The sequence below is a fragment of the Phocaeicola intestinalis genome, assembly GCF_014837065.1.
GTDB classification, from domain to species: Bacteria; Bacteroidota; Bacteroidia; order Bacteroidales; family Bacteroidaceae; genus Phocaeicola; species Phocaeicola intestinalis.
In genome coordinates, this window is sequence record NZ_JACSPP010000004.1 from 62,616 (window position 1) to 85,516 (window position 22,901).

Genomic DNA, 22,901 nt, shown 5'->3' on the forward strand with positions numbered 1-22,901 from the left:
CGTATGATAAGAAAGGAAGAAGTTTTTAAAATCGGTGTCATCAACAAGCCGCACGGCATAAAAGGAGAAGTGTCTTTCACCTTTACCGATGATATATTCGACCGTGTGGATTGCGATTACCTTATCTTGCTCATGGACGGCATCCTGGTTCCGTTCTTCATGGAGGAATACCGTTTCCGTTCCGATACGGTGGCACTGGTGAAATTCGAAGGCATCGATACCTCCGAGCAGGCACGCAGGTTCACCAACGTAGAAGTGTATTTCCCCAAGAAATTCATGGACGAGCAAGAGGACGTGACTTCCTGGAACTTCTTTATCGGTTTCCGGGTAGAAGATGTGCATCACGGCTATCTGGGAGAGATAACGAATGTAGACGATACTACCCTTAATGTCTTGTTCGCCATCGAGAAAGACGGAGAAGAACTTTTATTGCCTGCCCACGAAGAGTTTATCATCGGTTTAGACCGGGAGAAGAAGGTAATGAAAGTAAACGTGCCCGACGGATTAATCGAACCTTAATATATATAAGGTATAAAATAAATAAGGAGTAAGGTATGAAAAAAACGCGCAAGGCATTTTGGCATAACATCCGGTTCAAGTACAAGCTGAGTATCGTCAATGAGAACACATTGGAGGAGATCGTGGGGATTCACGTTTCGAAATTGAACGGATTGTCGGTATTGCTGGTGTCGTGTGCGGTGATATTCTGCATTGCTGCAGCCATAATCGTCTTTACGCCTTTACGCAACTATCTGCCCGGCTACATGAACAGTGAAGTGCGTGCACAGGTAGTGGCAAATGCCCTGCGTGCCGATTCGCTACAGGCTGCGCTCGAACGCCAAAACCGCTATGTGATGAATATCCGCGACATTTTAAGCGGACAGGTAAAGGCAGATACGGTGCAGTCTATCGATTCGCTGACCGACTTGCGCGAGGAAGAACTGATAGCACGCTCGAAGGAAGAAGAAGAGTTTGTAAAACAATACGAAGAAAAAGAACGTTATAATCTGACGGCAATTACTGAAGAGGGAGCTGCCGGACTGATTTTCTACCGTCCGGTGCGGGGCGTGATGTCTACGAACTTCAATCCGGACAACCGCCATTATGGAGTCGATTTGACCGCAAGCCCGAATGAAACGATACTGTCCGTACTGGAAGGCACAATCATCTTCGCCGGTTATACACCCACGTGGGGATACGTCATCCAGATACAGCATCCGCAGAACTTCATCTCGGTGTACAAACATTGCAATTCGTTGATGAAACGCGAAGGCGACAAGGTAAAAGGAGGAGAAGGCATCGCCTTGGTAGGTGATGCCATAGACAAGGACGACAAGCCCCACTTGCACTTCGAGTTATGGCATAAAGGGAATCCGGTCAATCCCGAACAATACGTTGTGTTTTAAATTTACGATTGGAACATTTACGATTTACGATTTTAAAAGTATGAACGTGAATGAACCAAGAATGAAGAAACAAGTAAATAGTAATTTGTAAATTGTCTAATAGTAAATATGAAAAGGCAAATAGCGATATTAGGTTCTACAGGTTCTATCGGGACACAAGCCTTGCAAGTCATCAAGGAGCATCCCGACCTGTACGAAGTGTATGCTCTTACGGCAAACAATCAGGTGGATTTGCTTGCCCGACAGGCACGCGAGTTCCAGCCCGAAGCTGTTGTGATAGCCAATGAAGACAAATATCCGGCACTGAAAGAAGCACTCTCCGACTTGCCCGTAAAAGTGTATGCCGGAAAAGACGCACTGGCTCAGATTGTAGAATCCCAACCGATTGACATCGTTTTAACCGCTATGGTGGGCTATGCCGGTCTGCTGCCTACAATGAATGCCATCCGTGCGGGAAAGGCCATCGCCCTTGCCAATAAGGAAACCATGGTCGTAGCGGGTGAGATTATCAATGCTCTGGCACAAGAATATCATACCCCTATTCTTCCGGTAGACTCGGAACACTCGGCTATTTTCCAATGCCTGGAGGTGAACAATCCTGTATCGAAGGTGATTCTTACCGCGTCGGGTGGCCCGTTCCGCACGTACACCATCGACCAGCTCCGCACGGTCACCAAGGCGCAGGCTTTGCATCATCCCAACTGGCACATGGGAGCCAAGATAACCATCGACTCGGCTTCGATGATGAACAAGGGCTTCGAAGTAATCGAAGCCAAATGGCTCTTCGGCGTGCGCCCCGAACAGATTGAGGTAGTAGTACATCCCCAGTCGGTCATCCACTCGATGGTGGAGTTCGAGGACGGAGCGGTAAAAGCCCAGTTGGGCGTGCCCGATATGCGTCTGCCCATCCAATACGCTTTCTCTTATCCCAAGCGGGTTTCCCTATCGGGAGAGCGGCTGGACTTTGCCAAATACAATACGCTGACTTTCGAGAAGCCCGACACGAAACGTTTCCGCAACTTGGCTTTGGCATACGAGGCACTGCATCAGGGAGGCAACATGCCCTGCATCGTAAATGCCGCCAATGAAGTGGTGGTGGCGGCATTCCTGGAAGACAAGATTTCGTTCCTCGGCATGAGTGAGGTCATCGAGAAAACCATGACACGCGTGCCGTTTATCCAGTGCCCGAGGTATGAAGACTATGTGGCTACCGATGCCGAAACACGGCGCATTGCCGCAGAATTAGTGATAAACAAGATGACAAGGTGACAAGACAACAAGGTGACAAGGCTTAAAATACCTTGGGAGAACATTTCAAAACCTTGTCAACTCGTCCTTTTCACCTTGCCAACTAAAAAATTAAAAACAAGAAAACGATATGGAAACATTTTTGATTCGTGCTCTCCAACTCATTCTCAGCCTTTCGCTGCTGGTAATTGTGCACGAAGGAGGACACTTTTTCTTTGCCCGCCTCTTTAAGATACGGGTAGAGAAGTTTTATATTTTCTTCGACCCGTGGTTTGCCTTGTTCAAATACAAGCCCAAACATAGCGATACGGAGTATGGTATAGGCTGGCTACCCTTGGGAGGGTATTGCAAAATTTCCGGTATGATTGACGAATCAATGGATACCGAACAGATGAAAAAGCCGCCTCAGCCATGGGAATTCCGCTCGAAGCCTGCAGGCCAACGGCTTCTGGTAATGGTGGGCGGAGTGCTGATGAACTTCATCCTTGCCTTGTTTATTTATTCCATGATTCTTTTTACATGGGGCGATTCGTACATTGCCCTGAAGGACATGACGTATGGAATGAAATTTAATGAACAGGCAAGAGAGATAGGTTTTCGTGACGGGGATATTCTCCTAAGTGCCGACGGTGAGGAATTGACCCGCTTCAACGGAGACATGATTCGGAGCATCGTCGAAGCGCGCGAAGTGACCGTGCTTCGCGATGGAGAAGAGAAACAAATCCTGATGCCCGAACTGAGCCTGCTCGATGTAGCCCAACAGAGTCCGATGTTCGTATCCGTATTCCAGCCGAATGTAGTGGATTCGGTCATAGCCGGAGGAGGATTTGCACAGGCAGGCATCCAAAAGGGAGACTCACTTGTAGCATTCAACGGTACGGAAATCCGTTCGTGGAACGAGTTCTTAGACCAGATGAACCGCCTTCAACTGAACGCCGAATTGCAGGAAAAGACTTCGGGCGAGTTCACATTGGTTTATTCACGTGCCGGAATACGGGATACAGTCAATGTACAGACGGATGCCAGCTTCAAGGTAAACGCCTACGGAGGCTTGATCGATTATAAAGTGACCGATGTGTCGTATGGCTTTTTCCAGTCTTTCCCAGCAGGTGTTATGTTAGGAATCAATACATTGAAAGGATATGCCAACGACATGAAGTATGTCTTTACCGCCGAAGGAGCCAAGAGTCTGGGAGGTTTCGGTACCATCGGAAGCATCTTCCCAAAGGTATGGGACTGGCAACGTTTTTGGGAAATGACCGCATTCCTCTCCATCATCCTCGCCTTTATGAACATCTTGCCTATTCCGGCGCTCGATGGCGGACACGTATTGTTCCTGCTCTACGAAATCATCGCCCGTCGCAAGCCGAGCGACAAGTTTATGGAATATGCGCAGATGGTAGGCATGTTCCTGCTCCTTGCCCTCCTCATTTGGGCGAACTTCAACGATGTGATGCGGTTTATTTTCTAATATAAATATAAAGGAAAATAGATGAACCTGTTTTACATTCATTGGAATCCCGACCCCGTGCTGTTCCACATCGGAAATTTCGGACTTCGGTGGTATAGCATCTTCTGGATGATTGCCATTCTGGCAGCTTGCCAAGTAGTGTACAAGCTCTACCAAGTGAGGAAATTTCCGATGGATACTTACCAATCGCTGTTCGTATATTGCATGGTAGGTACATTTGTGGGTGCCAGGTTGGGTCATTGCCTGTTCTACGACCCTTCCTACTTTCTGGCACATCCCTTGGAAATCGTGCTTCCTGTCCGCTTTCTTCCCAACGGAGACTGGATATTTACGGGTTATGCCGGACTTGCCAGCCACGGAGGGACGTTGGGCTTGATTATCGCCCTGTATTTCTTTTGCCGGAAAACCAAGATGCACTACTTGGACATACTCGATATGTTGGGCATTGCCGCACCGGTAGCTTCAGGCTTCATCCGCCTTGCCAACCTGATGAATTCCGAAATCATCGGCATGCCGGCCAATCTTCCTTGGGCGTTTGTCTTCGAGCAGGTCGACCTCCAGCCCCGCCATCCTGCCCAGCTTTACGAATCCCTTGCCTATTTCTTATTCTTCGGCATCATGGTCTGGATATTCCGGAAGCGGAAAGACACTGCCCCTAAAGGTTTCTATTTCGGGCTCTGCATCACCCTGATATTTACGTTCCGCTTTTTCATCGAGTTCCTCAAAGAGCGTCAGGTGGATTTCGAGAATGCCATGCCCATCGACATGGGACAGGTATTGAGCATTCCCTTCATCGCACTGGGGCTTTATTTCGTGTTGCGCCGGAAAACGGTCAAAGCATGAGCAAATGTAATTCAAATACGGAAGCAACGATTTCGGGGAGAAATAAAAAAAACGGATGAGAAAGGTTGATAATATTCTTTTCTTTGTTACGCCGGAACACAAATCCGGCGCAACAAAGAATACACAAATCATCGACAGGTATTACCGGACTTCAAACCTTACGCTTACATCTCCACCTCCCAAGGCTGCGGCAAGCCCTTCGGGATTGTCTATCTGCCCCAAGCGTGTGTAACTATAGCCGGACGAAAAAGTTTCGTAAAACAAGACGACGCAAGACGAGCCGTAAAGCATCAGGTCGCCTGTCTGGATTGTCCCCGGACGATAGCTGTCCGTAGGCAGATTTTCCGATAAGTAATGGTATTTCTCGTTGCCGTTCATCTCGCTCATATCCAGCGTAAGGGGGAGCATGGCTGCAAAAGCCCGTGCAGCCTCATTGTCTGCCAGCGTAGCGGCAAACGATGTTCCGTTTACTGAAATTGTAATATTTCTTTCCATGGATGCATTGTCATCACCGTTATTGTTATCGTTGTTTCCTTCATAATCGCCCTCATTTTCATCAGATGGCGGAGCAGGAACTTCCGTCCTTTCCTCCATCGGGTCATCGTCCGAGCAGGCAATAAGGGCATTTGCCGTAAAAAGGAGGAAAATAGCCACTCCACAGCAGTAAATCAACCGTTTCATATCACTTCAGGTATTGGTTGTAAAACTCGACTATCTTGCCGAACGGTATCTTTTCCAGGTTGTCGTACAGGTCGGTGTGGCTGGCTCCCGGCACGATATACAATTCCTTGTTGTCACCTTTCAGCTTCTTGAAGGCATCCTCACCGAAATAGCGCGAATGTGCCTTTTCGCCATGCACCACCAATACGGCACTGCGGATTTCATCGCTGTAAGCCAAAATGGGCATATTGAGAAGTGAAAGCGAGGAAGTGACGTTCCACCCCAGACCTGAATTGATGGAACGGGAGTGATAGCCACGCTTCGTTTTATAATAGTCATAATAATCCTTCATAAATTGTGGCGCGTCATCGGCAGGTTGGGGATTCATCACCGTGCGCTTGTACGTGCCGTTGCGATAGTCTTCCGTCCGTTGGGCATTCAGTTGCTTGCGCATTTCATAGCGGGCGTCCGCATTGTCATTGGCATCGAAGTAGCCGTTTGCCGTCCCCCGACAGATGTCATACATCGTGGAAGCCACCGTCGCTTTGATGCGCGTATCCATAGCCGCCGCGTTGATGGCAAAACCTCCAAAGCCACAGATGCCGAGTATGCCGATGCGCTCCGGGTCTACATCGTCACGGGTGGACAGATAGTCTACCGCCGCACTGAAGTCTTCCGTGTTGATGTCCGGCGATGCCACACTACGGGGCTGCCCGCCGCTTTCTCCGGTAAAAGAGGGGTCGAAAGCAATGGTCAGGAAACCGTGCTCTGCCAATGTCTGCGCATACAGTCCCGATGCCTGCTCTTTCACTGCCCCGAACGGTCCACTGACCGCGATGGCTGGGAGCTTGCCTGCCGTGTTCTTGGGTTTATACAAGTCGGCAGCATCCACCGTATCGAAGAGGGACCTGTGCCTGAAGCCGATGCACTGTTGTTTCATCCCGATTTTCTGTTCCGTACCCCATTGGCACAGAAAATGAAGCAGTATAGTTTCTTTTCGTATGCTTCCAATGAGGCGTTGCACTTGTCTGCGGACGAACGTGTCATCGTGCAGGACTATATGAACAAGATAGCCCATGAACTGGAGCACCCCATCGACAGGTTTTCCAAACCGCTGATAATCTCCAACATTGAAGTGCTGCTCAATTATTGCATGCGCTTTTATGAACGTCAGTTCGTCACGCGCGAAGTGCTGAACAACGATGTCCTTATCCGTTTCGAGCAATTGCTGGACGAGTATTGGGATTCCGGCACGGCACGCCTGCAAGGGCTTCCCACCGTGAAATATTTTGCTGAAAAAGTTTGCCTTTCTCCCAACTATTTTGGCGATTTGGTAAAATCAGAAACCGGCAAGAGCCCGCATGAACTTATCCAATCCAAAATAGCGGAAATCGCAAAGAGCGCTCTTCTTGACCCCAAGATGAACACGAAACAGGTAGCGGATATGTTGGGATTCCAATATCCGCAACACTTCCTGCGCTTCTTCAAGAAAAAAGTAGGATGTACCCCAAAGGAATATCGTACTCAAAACAACTTGACTGTATGTAGTTAATCGGAAATGGATTGCGAAAAATCAGTGTGATTCTTTATTTGAATATCCGCAAAACCGATACACTTACTTGCATTTTTCGTATCTTTGGGGCTTGAAATAAATTTTAATTCAAGCAGAGTTTATGAAAATACGCATTTTATCCCTCATGCTCTTGGGACTTGCCCTTCAGGCAATGCCTTCCGTTGCCCAAGAGCGTCTGCCCGAATACCTTCAGGCAGAAAAATTCACGCGAGAGAAACTGAACACCATGCTGTTCTCTACCAAAGTCGACCCGCATTGGTTCCCGGCCGGAAACGATTTCTGGTTCGAATACAAAACCAGCGAAGGCACATCGTGGTATGTAGTCGACCCCGACGCACGCCGGAAGACTCCGCTTTTCGACCGCGATGAATTGGCATCCCAACTTACCGAAATCGTTCACGACCCGTTCGAGGCACGTCATTTGCCCATCCAAAACCTAAAAGTGAAGGAAGACGGACGTACCTTTACCTTCGAAGTAACCTCTTCGCAAGACAAGAAGCCGAAGAAGGATGACAAGAAAAAGGCAGACACCCCCGAAAAGGAAGTATTCTATTTCTCCTACGATTATCCGACACGCAAGCTGACCCTGCTGACCGAAGAAGCCAAGGAACCGAAACGGCTGGATTGGGCATCGGTCTCTCCCGACGGACAAACGGTGGTATATGCCAAGGACTGCAACCTCTACCGCATGAGCATCGCCGATTACCGTAAGGCGCAAAAGGACGAGAAGGACAGTACGATTGTAGAAATCCAGTTGACGAAAGACGGAAGCGAGCACTTCGGCTATGGCATTCCTTACAGCATATTGAATACCGATACCCTGTGCAACGGCAAACGCCGGGGCGTATGGGGATACTGGTCGCCCGACTCGAAACATTTCGTGACCGTAGTGACCGACGAGCGCAAGGTGAAAGACCTGTGGGTCATCAACTCCACGGCTTCGCCCCGTCCCACACTGGAGACTTACCGCTACCAGATGCCGGGCGAGATGGATGCTCCCGAAGACCACCTGTACATCTTCGACATGACCACGAACACCCGGAAAGAAATCCGTACGGCAGCATGGAAGAACCAGACTTTGGCAATTGAAAACCGCCCGTTCCAGATGAAAGAACGTGACGCGGAGCTGATCCCCGTTGTATGGCAGGGTGACAACAACCGCTTCTTCCTGACCCGCAGCAGCCGCGACCTGCACCGCATCGATGTATGTACGTACACCATCGGACAAGACTCCATCGTCCCCATCGTAAAAGAACGGATGAACACCTATCAGGAAACACGCCCCATTCAGGTATTCAACGGTGGGAAAGAGTTTATCCAATGGAGCGAGCGAGACGGCTGGGCACACCTTTATTTATATGATGACCAAGGAAACCTGAAAAACCGCATCACCAAAGGACCGTGGCACGTAGAGCGTGTCGTAAAGGTAGACCCTGCCACCCGTACCATCTACTTCACCGCCAACGGACGCGAAGCGAACGAAAATCCTTACTACGAACACTTGTATAAAGTGAATGCCGACGGAAGCGGACTGAAGCTCCTGACCGAAGGCGAATATTTCCATGCGGTAGACATGGACGATGACGCACGCTTCATTGTAGACAACTATTCACGGGTAAACACCGTTCCGAACGCTGTGCTGATAGACCGCAACGGAAATAAGGTGATGGACTTGCAGGAAAGCGATTTCTCCCAGCTTTTTGCCGCAGGCTATCAGTTCCCCGAGCTTTTTACGGTAAAAGCTGCCGATGGTGTGACCGACCTCTATGGCGTGATGTACAAGCCTTATAATTTCGATTCGACCAAAGTCTATCCGATAGTCGACTACGTATATCCCGGTCCGCAGGTAGAAGCGGTCTATTATCCATTTACCCGCATGAGCGTACGCACCGACCGCCTGGCGCAGGCTGGCTTTATCGTGATTTCGGTAGGACAGCGCGGAGGACATCCCAGCCGCTCGAAATGGTATCACAACTACGGATACGGAAACATGCGCGACTATCCCCTTGCCGACCATAAGGCAGCGGTAGAGCAACTGGCGGCACGCTACAAATACATCGACATCGACCGCGTAGGCATTCACGGGCACTCGGGAGGCGGATTCATGTCTACCGCCGCTATCCTTCAGTATCCTGATTTCTACAAAGCCGCCGTATCGTGTGCCGGGAATCATGATAACCGCATCTACAACCGCTGGTGGAGCGAGACCCATCACGGCGTAAAAGAAGAGATTACCGAAAAGGGAGACACGACCTTTGTGTACAAGATAGCGACAAATCCCGAAATAGCCAAACAGCTGAAAGGACACCTGATGCTGGTACACGGCGACATCGACAACAACGTACATCCGGCAAACACCATCCGCGTAGTAGACGCGTTGATTCGTGCCAACAAACGCTTTGAGATGCTTATCCTCCCCGGCCAGCGTCACGGCTTCGGCGATATGGACGAGTATTTCTACTGGCGCATGGTAGACTTCTTCTCGCGCTGGCTGAACGGAAAAGCCGAAGATTCGGTAGATATTCCCCGAAGGTGAATTTAGAAGCTGTTTTGAATTTCTCCAAAAAGTTTTTCTTGGCTTGATGTATCCGTTTTCGTGTGTGCTTTGGGCGATTTTTTGGTCCTTTCCGCTCCTGTTCTTCGTCAGATAGCCCGCTATCTTCCTCATCACAGAAGCAAAAATGCCTCAAAAACTCATCCCAAATCATCGCACGATAAATTCAAAACAGCTTCTTACTGTTTTTTGGAGAGGTGTCAAACTGACACTCCTCCAAAATTAACCAGTAATCAGAATATCGAAGGCTTGGTTCGAAGGATTTCCATTATATTGGCAGGAGGACGTTGTGCTGTCAATTCACGTGCCATAAAGTCCATATAAGGTGCCACGTGGGCAAAATATTTGTAAAATCCGGGACAAAGATAATTCAATCCATATTCTCCGTCCGAAGTCAAGCAAAAACGGTTTTTGGGACATTCTCCGTTACAGGCGAAAAGATAAGGACATTCCTTGCATTGATGTGGCAGTCTTGAACGTTTAGCCAAGCCAAATTGCCGTTGTTGTTCTCCATACATCATTTCTACAAGCGTCTTTTCACGAATGTTTCCCAATTTGTATTGTGGGAAAACAAAATGGTCGCACGAATAGACATCACCGTTAAATTCCATTACTCCCGCATGTCCACATATCGGAGCCAGTGTGCATACTCCCGGACTGGTTCCCACCCAATTAGCAAGGGTCGCATCAAATAACTGAATGAAGTACTTTCCTACATCATTTTGCACCCATTCATCGAAAATGGCACAAAGGAAGTTTCCCCATTGCAGAGGCGATACGGAAAAAGCTGCCAAATTTTCTTTGCCAGTCTTATCCACAGAAGCCAAATAACGTCCGTCACTATGATGTGTGATACGTTCTACAACAGGAGCAAATTGAATATAATGGCATCCTATCTGCTTGAAGAAATGATAAAATTCCAATGGATAATCTCCATTGAGGTTGTTTACGACAGCCATAGCATTCCATTCTACACCCCGTTTATTCAGTAAATGAATGCCGTTCATTACTTTGGAAAAAGAAGGATTTCCCCCTCGTGTTTTCCGATAAGCATCGTGAAATTTTTGAGGACCGTCAATCGAAACGCCTACCAGCCAGCCGTTCTCGTGAAAAAAACGACACCATTCATCATTTAATAACGTGCCATTGGTTTGAATACAATTGTCTATTATGCGACCCTGTGCATATTTACGTTGCAACTCCAAAGCTTTCCGATAAAAACTCAATGGACGCATCAAAGGTTCTCCACCATGCCAAGTAAATAGTATCTGAGACGTGGTTTGCGACTGGATATATTCTTTAATGAATTTTTCCAGCAATTCATCGCTCATAATAGAAACATTTTTTTGAGGATATAAGTTTTGCTTTTCCAAATAGTAGCAATAATCGCATCTTAGATTACATAAAGCACCTCCAGCTTTTAACATAATGTAAAGCGGACGTGCAAAAGGGGCTAATGTATTACTCATGTTATGGTATATAAAATTAAGTAGATGTTGAAAATCAGTTTGTATAAAATCTGCGTTTCTGATAAATATCATTAAGAGCCTGTTTAAATTTTGCTCAGGTTAATTTTGCGAATTGTTTTCGAGGATGTTTTTCTGATTTTATGAGGAGGATAGCGGGCTATCTGACGAATAAAATCGGGAAAACAGACCGGAAACAAACGAAAAAGAACCTGATAGAATATTACTTTATTGGAAAATTTAAACAGGCTCTTAATTTTGCATACACATTAAATGTCCGCAATTTGCCAATCTGACCGTATAAAAATGCAGTAGTACTGCATTTGCCGATAAAGTCTATATTCATTTTTAGGGAGATGTATTGACTGTTTGCAGTATTCATTTGTAAAAATTAGAGTTTCTTAGAAACGGTTTCGTTTTTTGACTCATGACGGATTTTTGCAACTCTCCATTAAAAAACAGCCTTTCCCCTATTTTTAAAAATGAATACCGTATGTATGTTTCAACTCATCCATCACAAAGACACTTTCCAGTGAACTTAGATGTTCAATAGTACCTAAGACATTAAGTATGAATGCTTGATAATGTTTCATATCCTTGGCATGGATTTTTAGCAAATAATCATAGCTTCCGGAAATGTTGTAACATTCGGTCACTTCTGGAATCCCTTGCACAATGCGACTGAAATCTTGGGCAATGTCACGGTTAAGACGAGTCATCTTCACTTTACAAAAAACAATAAACCCCTGGTGAAGTTTTTCAGCATCTACTATCGCCATATATTTCTTAATGTATCCATTTGCTTCCAGCCGCTTCAGACGTTCGAACACTGGAGTAGATGACAGGCTGACCCGTGCGGCAAGTTCTTTAGTCGTAAGCCGGGCATTTTCTTGCAAAACACGAAGAATCTGCAAATCTATTTTATCTAATGTTTCCATAAAAGAATTCTATTCTGTTTTATATCCCTTTTGGAATATTACATTGTGCAGTTATTCTATTTTAGGATACAAATATAGATAGATTTTCCAAATAAAGGACAAACATTGATTGTTATTTCCAGAATTACTTATTTTGCAGAAAATATTTAGAAGAAATTCAAAACAGTTTCTTCAGTCAATAATCTTTATAAAAAAACAATGGACAAGACTAAACTTCATTTCGAAACGTTGCAATTGCATGCCGGACAAGAATTGCCCGATCCCACAACTGGTGCACGTGCCGTTCCCATTTACCAGACCGCTTCGTATGTGTTCCACGATTGCAGACATGCTGCAGACCGCTTCGCTTTGCGCGATGCCGGAAATATCTACGGACGCCTCACCAACGACACCCAGCGAGTATTGGAAGAACGCATGGCTACCCTTGAAGGAGGAGTGGCAGCTTTGGCTGTAGCCTCTGGAGCTGCAGCAGTAACTTACGCCTTGCAGAACATTTTACATGCAGGCGACCATTTGGTAGCAGCCGATAACCTCTATGGAGGCTCGTACAACCTGATTACACACACGCTTGCTGAACAGGGAATTACACATACCATTGTCCGCATCAACGACCTGCATGCGCTGGAAGCTGCCATTCGTCCCGAAACAAAAGCGGTGTATGCAGAAACATTCGGCAATCCTCATTCGGATATTACCCACATAGAAGCTGTGGCAGAAGTAGCACACCGTCACGGAATACCTTTGATTGTAGATAATACCTTTGGTACTCCTTTTCTTATCCGTCCCATCGAGCATGGAGCAGACATAGTGGTTCACTCCGCTACCAAGTTTATCGGTGGCCATGGTACTTCGCTGGGCGGAATCATTGTAGACAGCGGACGTTTCGACTGGAAAGCCTATCCGAACCGCTTTCCTACAATGACTCTTCCCGACCCGAACTATCACGGAAACATTTTTACCGATGTGGCAAAAGAAGCAGCATTTATCACCCGCATTCGGGCTGTCCTGCTCCGAGATACGGGAGCAACCATCTCACCTTTCAATGCTTTCCTGCTGTTGCAGGGACTTGAAACCTTGTCACTGCGCGTAGAGCGTCATGTGACCAATGCCCTAAAAGTAGTAAAATACCTTGTAACACACCCTATGGTGGCAAAAGTCAATCACCCTTCCCTACCTTCACATCCCAACCATGCACTGTATCTTCGCTATTTTCCACAAGGTGGTGGAAGTATCTTTACTTTCGAGATAAAAGGCGGACAAAATGAAGCATGGCGTTTCATCGATTCACTGAAAATCTTTTCACTTTTGGCAAATGTAGCGGATGTGAAAAGCCTGGTGATTCATCCTGCCACTACCACCCATTCGCAGCTTTCGCCTGAAGAGCTGAAAACGCAACACATCACGCCAGCTACCATCCGGCTTTCCATCGGTACTGAGCATATTGATGACCTGTTGGAAGATCTGGCACAAGCATTTGAAGCTTGCAATATACCCGATTAATAGAAAACATTACATGATAGAATAGCTATTATACTTCTCGCAGCATTAATTCGTGCACATGGCTGCGTTGTTTGTAAGATTATTAATCTTACAAACGATGCAGCTATATAGCATTGGCTTTTATACTTTAAAGACAGACAGCACTCAAGCATGCTTTTTGATGAACATAAGTGAATTGGCAATCTCACATAAGTAACTCAGTCATCCCACATAAGTAAGTCGGTCTTATCACTTATGTTCGTTTGAGAGTGTCTTTTGGCAAATTTCTTTTCGTACCATGTAATATCCACGTAACACAAATCACACGGTTTCTTTACACATCGGTCATGGAGATGTAATACGCCTGCTTTACTTTTGTTGCATCAATTTAACAAACACTTAACTAAAGATTATGACAACAAAAATCAAGCAAGCGTTATTGCTTCTCTGTATCCTGCTCATCCTGCCGGGATACTTGTTTGCCCAAGATGACCGTGCCGTTATTACGGGTATTGTGACCGACGAAACCAATCTGGGAGTCATCGGTGCCACTGTGCAAGTAAGAAACGAGTCAACAGGCTTCAGCACAGGCTCTATCACGAACGAGAATGGTGAATATACCATCAAGCAGCTTCCGTTGGGAGGTCCGTACACAATTAAGGTGTCCTACATCGGATATGGTGACCAGACGAAAAGCGGATATACGCTGAACCAAGGCGACCAAGTGCGTATCGATTTCCAGATGAAAGAAGAATCCATTACCATGGAAGCCGTGGAGGTGGTTGCCAACTCATTAAAAAATACCATTGCCACTACCGGTTCGGCAACTTCAGTCACCGAACAAGACCTGGAAAAACTTCCGGTAAACGGACGTAACTTTACTTCGCTGGTCGACCTATCCCCGCTCAGCACCGGCTCCAGCCTTTCGGGCCAGTTGGCTTCTTCTACCAACTATACCATCGATGGTATGACGGCAAAGAATCCGACTTCGGGAGGTAGTACGACAAGCCGTAACGGAGTGCCTTACGCCATCTCCATGGAGGCTATCCGTGAGTTTAAGGTAGTGACCAACCAATACGATGTGACTAACGGACGTGCCGGAGGAGGTACGGTAAGCACTGTAACCAAGTCGGGTACGAATACCTTGACCGGTAGTGCGTTCGTATACGGACGTGCCAACTGGCTCTCCAGCCCGTATGACATCCGTGGCAACAAGCGGAGCAACGACTTCTCCACCTACCAGTTCGGTGCCTCGCTGGGAGGAGCTATTGTGAAAGACCGTGCCCACTTCTTCATTACGTGGGACCATCAGGCAGACTCTCGCCCACTCTATATCGCCGATATCCAAAACGCTACCGACGAACAACGCTATAACCTCAGCTTGGAGACGCGCGACCGTTTCCTGCAAATCGCACGCGACAAATACGGCGTGTCGAACAATCCGCAATTCGGAGCTTTCGATAAGAAGCAAAGTACCGATGCCGTATTTGCCCGTATAGACTGGCAGATTAACGCCACCAACCTCTTGACCTTCACCGACAACTTCGTAAATGACATGAACAACCTGGGACTGAGCGACAACACCACCATAAACCTGTATGAAACTTACGGCGATGTACACTCGCTGAACAACAGTGCCATGGCAACGCTGCGTTCGGTAGTAGGTCCGCGCGGAACGAACGAATTGAAGGTGCAACACCTTTATACATTGGAGAAATCCATGCCGGGCGATGAACTTCCTTCCGCCAACATCCCACGTGCCATTGTAAGTAATGTAACTTCTACCGTAAACGACAGGACGGTAGATACAGACATCCAGTTAGGAGGACAACGCTATTGTCCCGAAAACTTCTACAACCATGTGTTGCAAGTTGTGGACAACTTCTATTACAACACAAAACGAATCAATTATACCTTCGGCATCGACCTGATGTACACCCACATGAACTCACGCTACGGAAGCGAGACCAACGGACGTTTTTACTTCGACGGATTGGACAACTTCGAGAACCTGATTCCGACCCGCTATGTGCGCGAACTCTACCTTACGGCGGACGATCGCGTGAAGCAGAACATCATGAACGCCGGTGCTTACGCGCAATTGCAGACCAAGCTGTTCCCCGGTTTCGAGCTGATAGCCGGACTCCGCTTGGACAACGCTACCTATTTCAATAAAGGAACGTTCAACCAGACCGTGTACGATGAATTAGGCTTACGCACCGACAACGGTCTCTCTACCTTCCAAGTACAGCCCCGTGTACAAATCACCTGGGACATCAATGACAAGCACCGCGACATCATCCGTTTGGGCGGCGGTATCTTCGCCTCGGACATCAACAACTATGCGATGATCAACAACATGGTATTCGACGGAACCCGTACGGCTTCTATCGATGTGACACTCAACCCAAGAAACGCCAACTATAATGAATTGCTTAACCTGCTGCGTCCCGACTTCCCTGCCTATCGCCAAGACCCGTCGACGGCTCCCGGAGCTGAACTATTCAACAATCCGAATGTAGAAAAGCTCTCTACCATTAACCTGAACGGGGCAGATTGCAAGGTACCGGTCATCTACAAGGCGAACCTCTCGTACACCCATTTCTTCAACGACCGCTTGAAAGTGACCGTAGGCGGATATATGACTTTGGGACGAAACAACTACATGTACGTAGACCGCAACATGGTAGACCAGCCTTACTTCCGCCTTGCGGCCGAAGGCAACCGAGGCGTTTACGTACCAGCGGAAACCATTAATTCCGAATACGGAACAATAGATTGGAGAGAAGGTCGTAAGACCAAAAATGTGGGTCGCGTGCTGGAAATGGTGAGCGAAGGCAAAGTCAACCAGTTCGCTTTCGTAGTAGAAGGAACGTGGAGATACTTCAAGGATGGACAGCTTTCGGTAAGTTATACCTGGAACGATACAAAAGACAATACCTCGTACAACGGAAACGTGGCAAACTCGGCAACCCTCTCGCAAATGGTGGTAGACGACCCACGCGACTTGAGCAAAATGACTTACTCCAACAACCAGTTCCGCCACAAAGTAGTGGTTTACGGAACAGCTCCCACTTTCTGGGGCATCAGCATCGGCGCACGCTTCTCGGGCATCGGCGGAACACGTTATTCGCTTGCAGTAAACGGAAACCTGAACGGAGACTTTGTAAATTCGAATGATTTGGCTTACATTTACGACCCGAACGACCCTGCCACCCCACAATACTTGCGCGACGGCATCAATGACATCTTGAACAATCCGGAAGTAGAGCAAAGCACCAAAGACTACATCCGTAAGAGCTTCGGTAAGGTGGCAGAACGCAACGGTGGCGTAAACGGATTCTACGGTACACTCGACCTGCGTTTGGCTAAAAAGTTCAACCTATACAAGAAACATAGCCTGGAATTGTCGGTCGACATCTTCAACGTGGCAAACCTGCTGAACAAAGACTGGGGTGCCGGACACACCTTGGGCAAGCAGAACATCTACACCATCAAGAGCTTCGACCAAGATACCAAACAGTTTGTATATAACGTGAACCCGAACACCGGCGTGTCGAGCCTGAACGGTACACCGTACCAGTTCCAGATAGGCTTGAGATACGCATTCTGATTTAAGAGTTGACTAGGTATCAGGTACCAGGTGACTAGGCTTAAATAGTCGTGACAATGGTACCTAGTACCTAGTCACCTAACACCTAGTCACCTAACAATAAAACAATAAACAAACATGAAAACAAAAAAACTTTTCCTCGCTTGCGCCTGCGCATTTTTCGCATTGGCGGCACAAGCACAGACCCAGGTCATCGCACACCGCGGATTCTGGAAGACAGAAGGCTCTGCACAAAACTCTATCACAGCACTGAAGAAAGCCGCTGAAGCCCAAGTATACGGTTCAGAATTCGACGTGCAACTGACCAAAGACGGCATCGTTGTTGTGAATCATGATGACACCATCGGAGGTTATACGATTGCCGAAACCGACTATGCCACACTGAAAGACCTGAAACTGAAGAACGGCGAAACTCTTCCCACGCTGGAAGACTACCTGAAAGCCGGCAAGCAATTGCCCGACATCCAACTCATCCTCGAAATAAAACCTCATAAGACAGAAGCACAAGAAAATCGGATTTCTGCCGATTGCGTCAAAATGGTGAAAGAAATGGGAATGGAAAAACAAGTGGAATACATTTCATTCAGCATGCATGTATGCGAACAGCTGGTCAAACTGACTCCGGGCTCGGAAATCGCCTACCTGAAAAGCGACATCGCCCCCAAAGACATCAAGGCGAAAGGCATGACCGGCATCGACTATTATTATAAGGTATTCGACAAGCACCCCGAATGGGTGAAGGAAGCGCACGACCTGGGCATGAAGGTCAACGCATGGACGGTGGACGAAACGGCCGATATGCAGAAACTTATCGACTTGAAAGTGGACTACCTCACCACCGACCAACCGCTGGAAGCGAAAGAACTCGTTAAATAAGATAATCCATTATCTTCTCCACAGCACCGTGTCAGACATGCATAAGTTGTGTATCTTCGCAACATGCATCTGACACTTTTTTTATGAATTCCGCATTCCGCCAATGCAGGAACGAGATTAGGTCGCCCGTCATTGCATTGTTGCCTCCGTAAGCATCCGTTCCAGTTCCTCTGCGCTGAGGCGCAAATGAAACTCCCCTTGATAAGCGATGGAAATTCCTCCCGTCTCTTCCGACACAATGATAGCCATGGCATCGGTTTCCTGCGAGATACCCAAAGCAGCACGGTGTCTTAACCCAAGTTCTTTCGGTATGTTCAGATTATGCGATACGGGCAGGATACAACCGGCAGCCTCAATACGTTTGTGGCTGATAATCATAGCTCCGTCGTGTAAAGGACTATTCTTGAAGAAAATATTTTCTATCAGCCGTTGATTGATACTGGCATCAATGATATCACCTGTTCGGGCGATATCGTCTAACGGAAAGTCACGTTCCATCACAATAAGGGCACCTACCTTCCCTTTGCTCATATTAAGACACGCCATGACAATGGGCATGATGTCTTCCTTTCCTCTATCGCTTTTCTGCTTGCCTTTGAAAAAACGGAGCAGACTATTCGTACTGTGACGAGAACCTAATGAAAGCAGGAAGTGACGAATTTCATCTTGAAACAGGACAATGATGGCAATCACTCCCACACTGACCAGTTTATCAAAGATAGAACCAAGCAGACGCATCTGTAACACTTGCGACACGATGACCCAAATCACGATAAACACCAGAATACCGGTAAACACATTGATAGAGCCTGACGACTTCATCAATTTGTAAGTCTTGTAAAGCAAAAAAGCTACAAGCAGGATGTCAATGACATCTTTAATGGTTAGGATGGTAAAACTGAAAGGCATGGCAATAACTGGTTAAGATGGAGTGATGAAAGTGGGGTGTTGCATGGCAGAAACAATTTTCACAACTTCAACGGCAGCTTTTACATCGTGCACACGCAGAATGTCGGCACCTTTTGTCAAAGCAATGGCATTGATGGCAGTCGTACCATTCAGTGCATCCTCCGGTCCTCCTCCCAGCAGTCTGTATATCATAGATTTGCGTGAGACTCCCACCAATATGGGCAACTCGAAAATGCTGAATTCCTCCAATTGGCTGAGTAATGCATAATTATGTGTCAATGTCTTCCCAAATCCGAATCCCGGATCGAGAATGATATCTTTCACCCCTAAATCACGCAATCGTTGCACTTTTTCAGAAAAGTAATACATCACGTCCTTCACTACATTGTCGTAATGCGGATGAGTCTGCATGGTTTGCGGTGTGCCCTGCATGTGCATAATAATATAAGGTATACCTAAGCGGGCAACTGTAGGAAACATATCAGCATCCATCATACCGGCAGAAATATCGTTAATGATGGACACACCATATTCCTCCACACACATCCGCGCGACATCAGCACGAAACGTATCTACAGAAACCACAGCTTCGGGCAGTTCACGCCGGATAACGGAAAGCCCGAAACGCAGCCGTCTCATTTCTTCTTCGGGACTGACATCCTCGGCATTCGGACGTGAAGAATATGCGCCGATATCAATTATGCTTCCGCCTTCATCCACTATCTGATGCACACGCACAGCTATATCCGTTTCATTCTGCTTGCGGCTTCCAGCAAAAAAAGAATCGGGTGTTACATTCAATATGCCCATTACTTGCGGATGCGACAAGTCCATCAGTTGACCGTTTACGTTTATATATTTGATGATGTTTCTGTCCATTTCAAACTCGGTATAAAATCGATGCAAATGTACACACAATAATTTGGATTTAATAGTGATGGCTTCGGATTTTTTCAAGGGCTTTTTTTATAATACTTCGTTAAATTGATATCTAATCCGTTGATAACAAACAAGTTAATTAATAAAGTTTAGCAGAACAAAATAGGTCAAGTGGCTGATTTTCATTACCTTTAATGGTATCCAACCACACATTAAAGCAATGAACAAAACAGTACTTGACCAATATGAGGGAATCGTAACCGATGCTTTGAAAAATTGCTCGGTAAAGTTACGCAAAAGTTTTAAAACAGCATTCATCCAACTCATGATTTTGTATATGGTACTGCCAAGAAAGATAAATTTCACCCAAATGGGCCGTTACTCGGACAGCTCGGAACAACGCTTCCGGCAGTTGTTCGAACGTAAGTTTGACTGGATGCAGTTCAATCTCTTCCTTATGCGGCAGCGGTTTGGAGAAAGTTCCAGGAAAGCCATTGCCATAGACGCAAGCTACATTTCAAAGTCGGGAAAGAAGACTCCTTATATCGGCAAGTTCTGGTCGGGATGCGCTTCTGCGATGAAACGGGGATTGGAAATTCTCGGTATCGGCATTATCGACATTGACTGCCGGGACTGCATGATGCTACGTGCGGAACAGACACCGGACAAAGCGTATCTGGAAAAGCAGGGCGAAGATTACAACCTTGTGGACTGGTATCTTGACGTGCTCCGCAAACACAAGGATAAGCTGCTTCGCATAACACGTTATGTCGTTGCAGACGCATGGTTCTCAAAGGCGAAGTTCGTGGGTGAAGCCTGCCTGCTGGGATTCCATGTCATCAGCCGCCTGCGTGACGATGCCGCCTTGTGGTATGCACATGACGGTGTCCGCACTGGCAAACGGGGACGGCCGCGCATCAAAGGCGAGAAGATTGTTTTTGAGAAACTCGACCTTCAGCGTTGCGAGATTCTCGACATTGAAGGAGGAAAGGCTTACTCAGTCAAAGCCTATTCAAAGGCGATGAAACGCAACATCAAAGTCGTGGTTCATTATCCGGGATCAGGAGGACATAAAATTTATTTCTCCACCGATCTTGACATGTCGGCCAAAGACATCATCGAATACTACCGTACACGATTCCAGATCGAGTTTTGCTTTCGGGATTCCAAGCAGTTTACCGGACTCAACGATTGTCAGTCAAGAGACTTGAGGAAACTTGACTTCGCTTTCAATGCTTCACTGGCATCGGTAAACATCGCAAAGGTCATGCGCCAACGATACTATCCCTCGCTTTCCATCGGACTGCTAAAGGCCTATCTGAGTAATATTTACATGCTCAAAAGAATTTTTAGCAAGTCCGGTCTGAAACCGAACAGAACTTTTAATGCTAAACTTATCAAAGAACTCTTTGGCTTTGTGGCAGAAGCCGCTTAGCCGATATGGTGAATTTTTAACGGACTATTATTTTTAGAAAGGCCCTAATTATATAATAGAGTTTATGTAAATTAGTTATGATAGTTCCAAGGGTTGATTTTAATTCTGAGATTATGCAGTGCCATACATGTGGAAAAGATGTTTTCTACAAAGTTGTTTGCCCTGAGCCTGCACTCGTCTTTGACGATGCGCATGACTTTCGCGCTTCCTATGGCATGTTCTATACGCACCCTGATGGCTGAAACTTTCTTGTTGTATTCCTTGTCCTGCCTGGAAAGTTCTTTCCCTTTGGGCTTCTTGACCGGCTGTATGATTTCCACCCCCTCAGGCTCATAGCCTTGGTATCCCGTATCTTGATACAAGGTGCAAGGCACAGGAAAAGAATACATTGTGTCAGCCATCTTCTTGTCGTGGGTCTTGCCCGAAACGGTCTGACTGACAAATATGACCAGACAAGCCATCGTTACAATGACGGCGTTCTTGACCGTGTGCCTCTTTTTCTTACCGCTGTAACGCTCCTTTTGCTTACGAATCAACGGTAATGTTCAAATCATAATCTTCTTATTTGTAGTTTCCAGACTATTGGAAGCTGATGAAAAAATAGCCGTCCTGTTTTGGGGCGGCTATCTTTTTCGTTATCGCGACCGGTTGTACTAATCATCCCAAATCAGCACACGATAAATTCGAAGCAGTTTCTAAGTATTTTGAACGAAGATTTATTTTCTGTATAGTTTACAAAAAGGAATATATTCATTTATAATCCATTATAGCGGTTAAGGAAGTTCTAATGTTTCACTGAAGCCATTATATAAGATTCCATAACCTCCATCCAAAACAACTAAACCCTGCATAGCAAAAATCAGGACATTGCCATCACGTTGCATACTTTCAGGCAAGAAATACACCATGCCATAGCTTGAATCTTCATATCCGGTTGCCTGAATATCCCAAGCTACCAACTCTTGTCCGTCATCACTTAGCGTAAACGTTATAGGATATCCGACAGTTATACAATCTGGCAACTTATATGCGTTTGCTTCTTTAGCCTTCATAATCGGCTGTGGCCAACTTTGTCCAAACAACATAGAAGTATAAGTTCCCGTGCCATAATCTTCCCATGTGTAATCTAACGTAATAGTGAATGTTATTTCAGAATTTGCATAAACGTAAGACTCTTCTTCCGGTACTGATACTTTTAAAGTACTCGTTGTCCCAATAGGAATGTCAAACGTAATCAATACTTGTTTTACATTCTCTCCAGCAGCAAAATCTACTGTTTCAGGAAGTGTAAATCCTTCTCCTTCTGCTTGTAAATGAACTGTTGCTGCTTCTTGTGCGTTCTGGCGTGCTACATTTAGTGTAAATGATAAGGCATCAGTCGGCACGAAAGTCAAAGAAGTGGACTCTGCATAAACATAAGCCTGAACACCTTCTGTTGGCACAGGTGATGGTTCTCTTTCAATATCTTCCGAGCAGGCTGTAAATGCCAATGCTCCTATCAACAAAGACAAGAAGAACAATTGATTTATTACTTTCATAGTCAATTTATAC

General features: G+C 46.5%; 18 protein-coding genes and 1 pseudogene. 11 read left to right on the forward strand and 8 right to left on the reverse strand.

What is annotated here, in order from left to right; all coding sequences use genetic code 11:
• Positions 1-3: 3 nt before the first annotated feature.
• The 5 genes from rimM (at position 4) to lgt (ending at position 4,968) form a co-directional block, all read left to right on the forward strand.
• Positions 4-519, forward strand: a complete 516-nt coding sequence (gene rimM, locus H9625_RS02175) for a ribosome maturation factor RimM (protein WP_191762859.1) — start codon at positions 4-6, stop codon at positions 517-519.
• Between the two features lie 35 nt (positions 520-554).
• Complete coding sequence (locus H9625_RS02180; RefSeq protein WP_087407020.1) at positions 555-1,406, forward strand: murein hydrolase activator EnvC family protein; 852 nt, start codon at positions 555-557, stop codon at positions 1,404-1,406.
• A gap of 108 nt (positions 1,407-1,514) precedes the next feature.
• Positions 1,515-2,675 (forward strand): 1-deoxy-D-xylulose-5-phosphate reductoisomerase, encoded by a 1,161-nt coding sequence (locus tag H9625_RS02185; protein WP_191762860.1) that lies wholly within the window; start codon positions 1,515-1,517, stop codon positions 2,673-2,675.
• Positions 2,676-2,784: 109 nt separating this feature from the next.
• Entirely contained in the window at positions 2,785-4,125 is a 1,341-nt protein-coding gene (gene rseP, locus H9625_RS02190; protein ID WP_191762861.1) for an RIP metalloprotease RseP, read from the forward strand.
• 21 nt (positions 4,126-4,146) lie between these two features.
• Complete coding sequence (gene lgt / locus H9625_RS02195) at positions 4,147-4,968, forward strand: prolipoprotein diacylglyceryl transferase (RefSeq protein WP_191762862.1); 822 nt, start codon at positions 4,147-4,149, stop codon at positions 4,966-4,968.
• A 141-nt stretch (positions 4,969-5,109) separates the two neighbouring features.
• Here the strand turns inward: lgt and H9625_RS02200 are convergent, their stop codons facing one another.
• Both H9625_RS02200 and H9625_RS02205 read right to left on the reverse strand, forming a co-directional pair.
• On the reverse strand, positions 5,110-5,649 hold the full coding sequence (locus H9625_RS02200) for a cyclophilin-like fold protein (protein ID WP_225226205.1): 540 nt from the start codon (positions 5,647-5,649) through the stop codon (positions 5,110-5,112).
• 1 nt (position 5,650) lies between these two features.
• Positions 5,651-6,511: pseudogene (locus H9625_RS02205) on the reverse strand (alpha/beta hydrolase); the annotation flags it as partial.
• 27 nt (positions 6,512-6,538) lie between these two features.
• On the opposite strand from H9625_RS02205, the gene H9625_RS02210 reads away from it, so the two are divergent.
• Together H9625_RS02210 and H9625_RS02215 are read left to right on the forward strand one after the other, a co-directional pair.
• On the forward strand, positions 6,539-7,180 hold the full coding sequence (locus H9625_RS02210) for a helix-turn-helix domain-containing protein (protein ID WP_394354909.1): 642 nt from the start codon (positions 6,539-6,541) through the stop codon (positions 7,178-7,180).
• 121 nt (positions 7,181-7,301) lie between these two features.
• Positions 7,302-9,737, forward strand: coding sequence for a S9 family peptidase (locus tag H9625_RS02215; RefSeq protein WP_191762864.1), 2,436 nt, complete (start codon positions 7,302-7,304; stop codon positions 9,735-9,737).
• Positions 9,738-9,988: 251 nt separating this feature from the next.
• On the opposite strand, the gene H9625_RS02220 is transcribed toward H9625_RS02215, so the two are convergent.
• Both H9625_RS02220 and H9625_RS02225 read right to left on the reverse strand, forming a co-directional pair.
• Complete coding sequence (locus tag H9625_RS02220; protein ID WP_191762865.1) at positions 9,989-11,224, reverse strand: anaerobic sulfatase-maturation protein; 1,236 nt, start codon at positions 11,222-11,224, stop codon at positions 9,989-9,991.
• Between the two features lie 473 nt (positions 11,225-11,697).
• Positions 11,698-12,159 (reverse strand): Lrp/AsnC family transcriptional regulator, encoded by a 462-nt coding sequence (locus H9625_RS02225; RefSeq protein ID WP_022040231.1) that lies wholly within the window; start codon positions 12,157-12,159, stop codon positions 11,698-11,700.
• Positions 12,160-12,357: 198 nt separating this feature from the next.
• Here H9625_RS02225 and H9625_RS02230 point away from each other — a divergent pair, with 198 nt between their 5' ends.
• The 3 genes from H9625_RS02230 to H9625_RS02240 all read left to right on the forward strand — a co-directional run bounded on the left by H9625_RS02230 (position 12,358) and on the right by H9625_RS02240 (position 18,127).
• Positions 12,358-13,659, forward strand: a complete 1,302-nt coding sequence (locus H9625_RS02230; protein WP_191762866.1) for an O-acetylhomoserine aminocarboxypropyltransferase/cysteine synthase family protein — start codon at positions 12,358-12,360, stop codon at positions 13,657-13,659.
• Between the two features lie 391 nt (positions 13,660-14,050).
• The gene (locus H9625_RS02235) at positions 14,051-17,251 is read left to right on the forward strand and encodes a TonB-dependent receptor (protein WP_191762867.1); all 3,201 of its coding nucleotides are present in this window, start codon (positions 14,051-14,053) and stop codon (positions 17,249-17,251) included.
• Positions 17,252-17,368: 117 nt separating this feature from the next.
• The gene (locus H9625_RS02240) at positions 17,369-18,127 is read left to right on the forward strand and encodes a glycerophosphodiester phosphodiesterase (RefSeq protein ID WP_191762868.1); all 759 of its coding nucleotides are present in this window, start codon (positions 17,369-17,371) and stop codon (positions 18,125-18,127) included.
• A gap of 129 nt (positions 18,128-18,256) precedes the next feature.
• Here H9625_RS02240 and cdaA read toward each other — a convergent pair whose 3' ends face one another.
• Together cdaA and folP are read right to left on the reverse strand one after the other, a co-directional pair.
• A complete protein-coding gene (gene cdaA / locus H9625_RS02245) occupies positions 18,257-19,036 on the reverse strand; it encodes a diadenylate cyclase CdaA (protein ID WP_191762869.1) in 780 nt (259 codons plus the stop codon).
• 12 nt (positions 19,037-19,048) lie between these two features.
• Positions 19,049-19,915, reverse strand: coding sequence for a dihydropteroate synthase (gene folP, locus H9625_RS02250; protein ID WP_191762870.1), 867 nt, complete (start codon positions 19,913-19,915; stop codon positions 19,049-19,051).
• Between the two features lie 220 nt (positions 19,916-20,135).
• Here folP and H9625_RS02255 point away from each other — a divergent pair, with 220 nt between their 5' ends.
• Positions 20,136-21,350, forward strand: coding sequence for a transposase (locus tag H9625_RS02255; RefSeq protein ID WP_191762871.1), 1,215 nt, complete (start codon positions 20,136-20,138; stop codon positions 21,348-21,350).
• A 71-nt stretch (positions 21,351-21,421) separates the two neighbouring features.
• On the opposite strand, the gene H9625_RS02260 is transcribed toward H9625_RS02255, so the two are convergent.
• Both H9625_RS02260 and H9625_RS02265 read right to left on the reverse strand, forming a co-directional pair.
• Positions 21,422-21,886, reverse strand: coding sequence for a transposase family protein (locus H9625_RS02260; protein ID WP_191762872.1), 465 nt, complete (start codon positions 21,884-21,886; stop codon positions 21,422-21,424).
• Between the two features lie 237 nt (positions 21,887-22,123).
• Positions 22,124-22,888, reverse strand: coding sequence for a hypothetical protein (locus H9625_RS02265; RefSeq protein WP_191762873.1), 765 nt, complete (start codon positions 22,886-22,888; stop codon positions 22,124-22,126).
• Positions 22,889-22,901 lie beyond the last annotated feature (13 nt).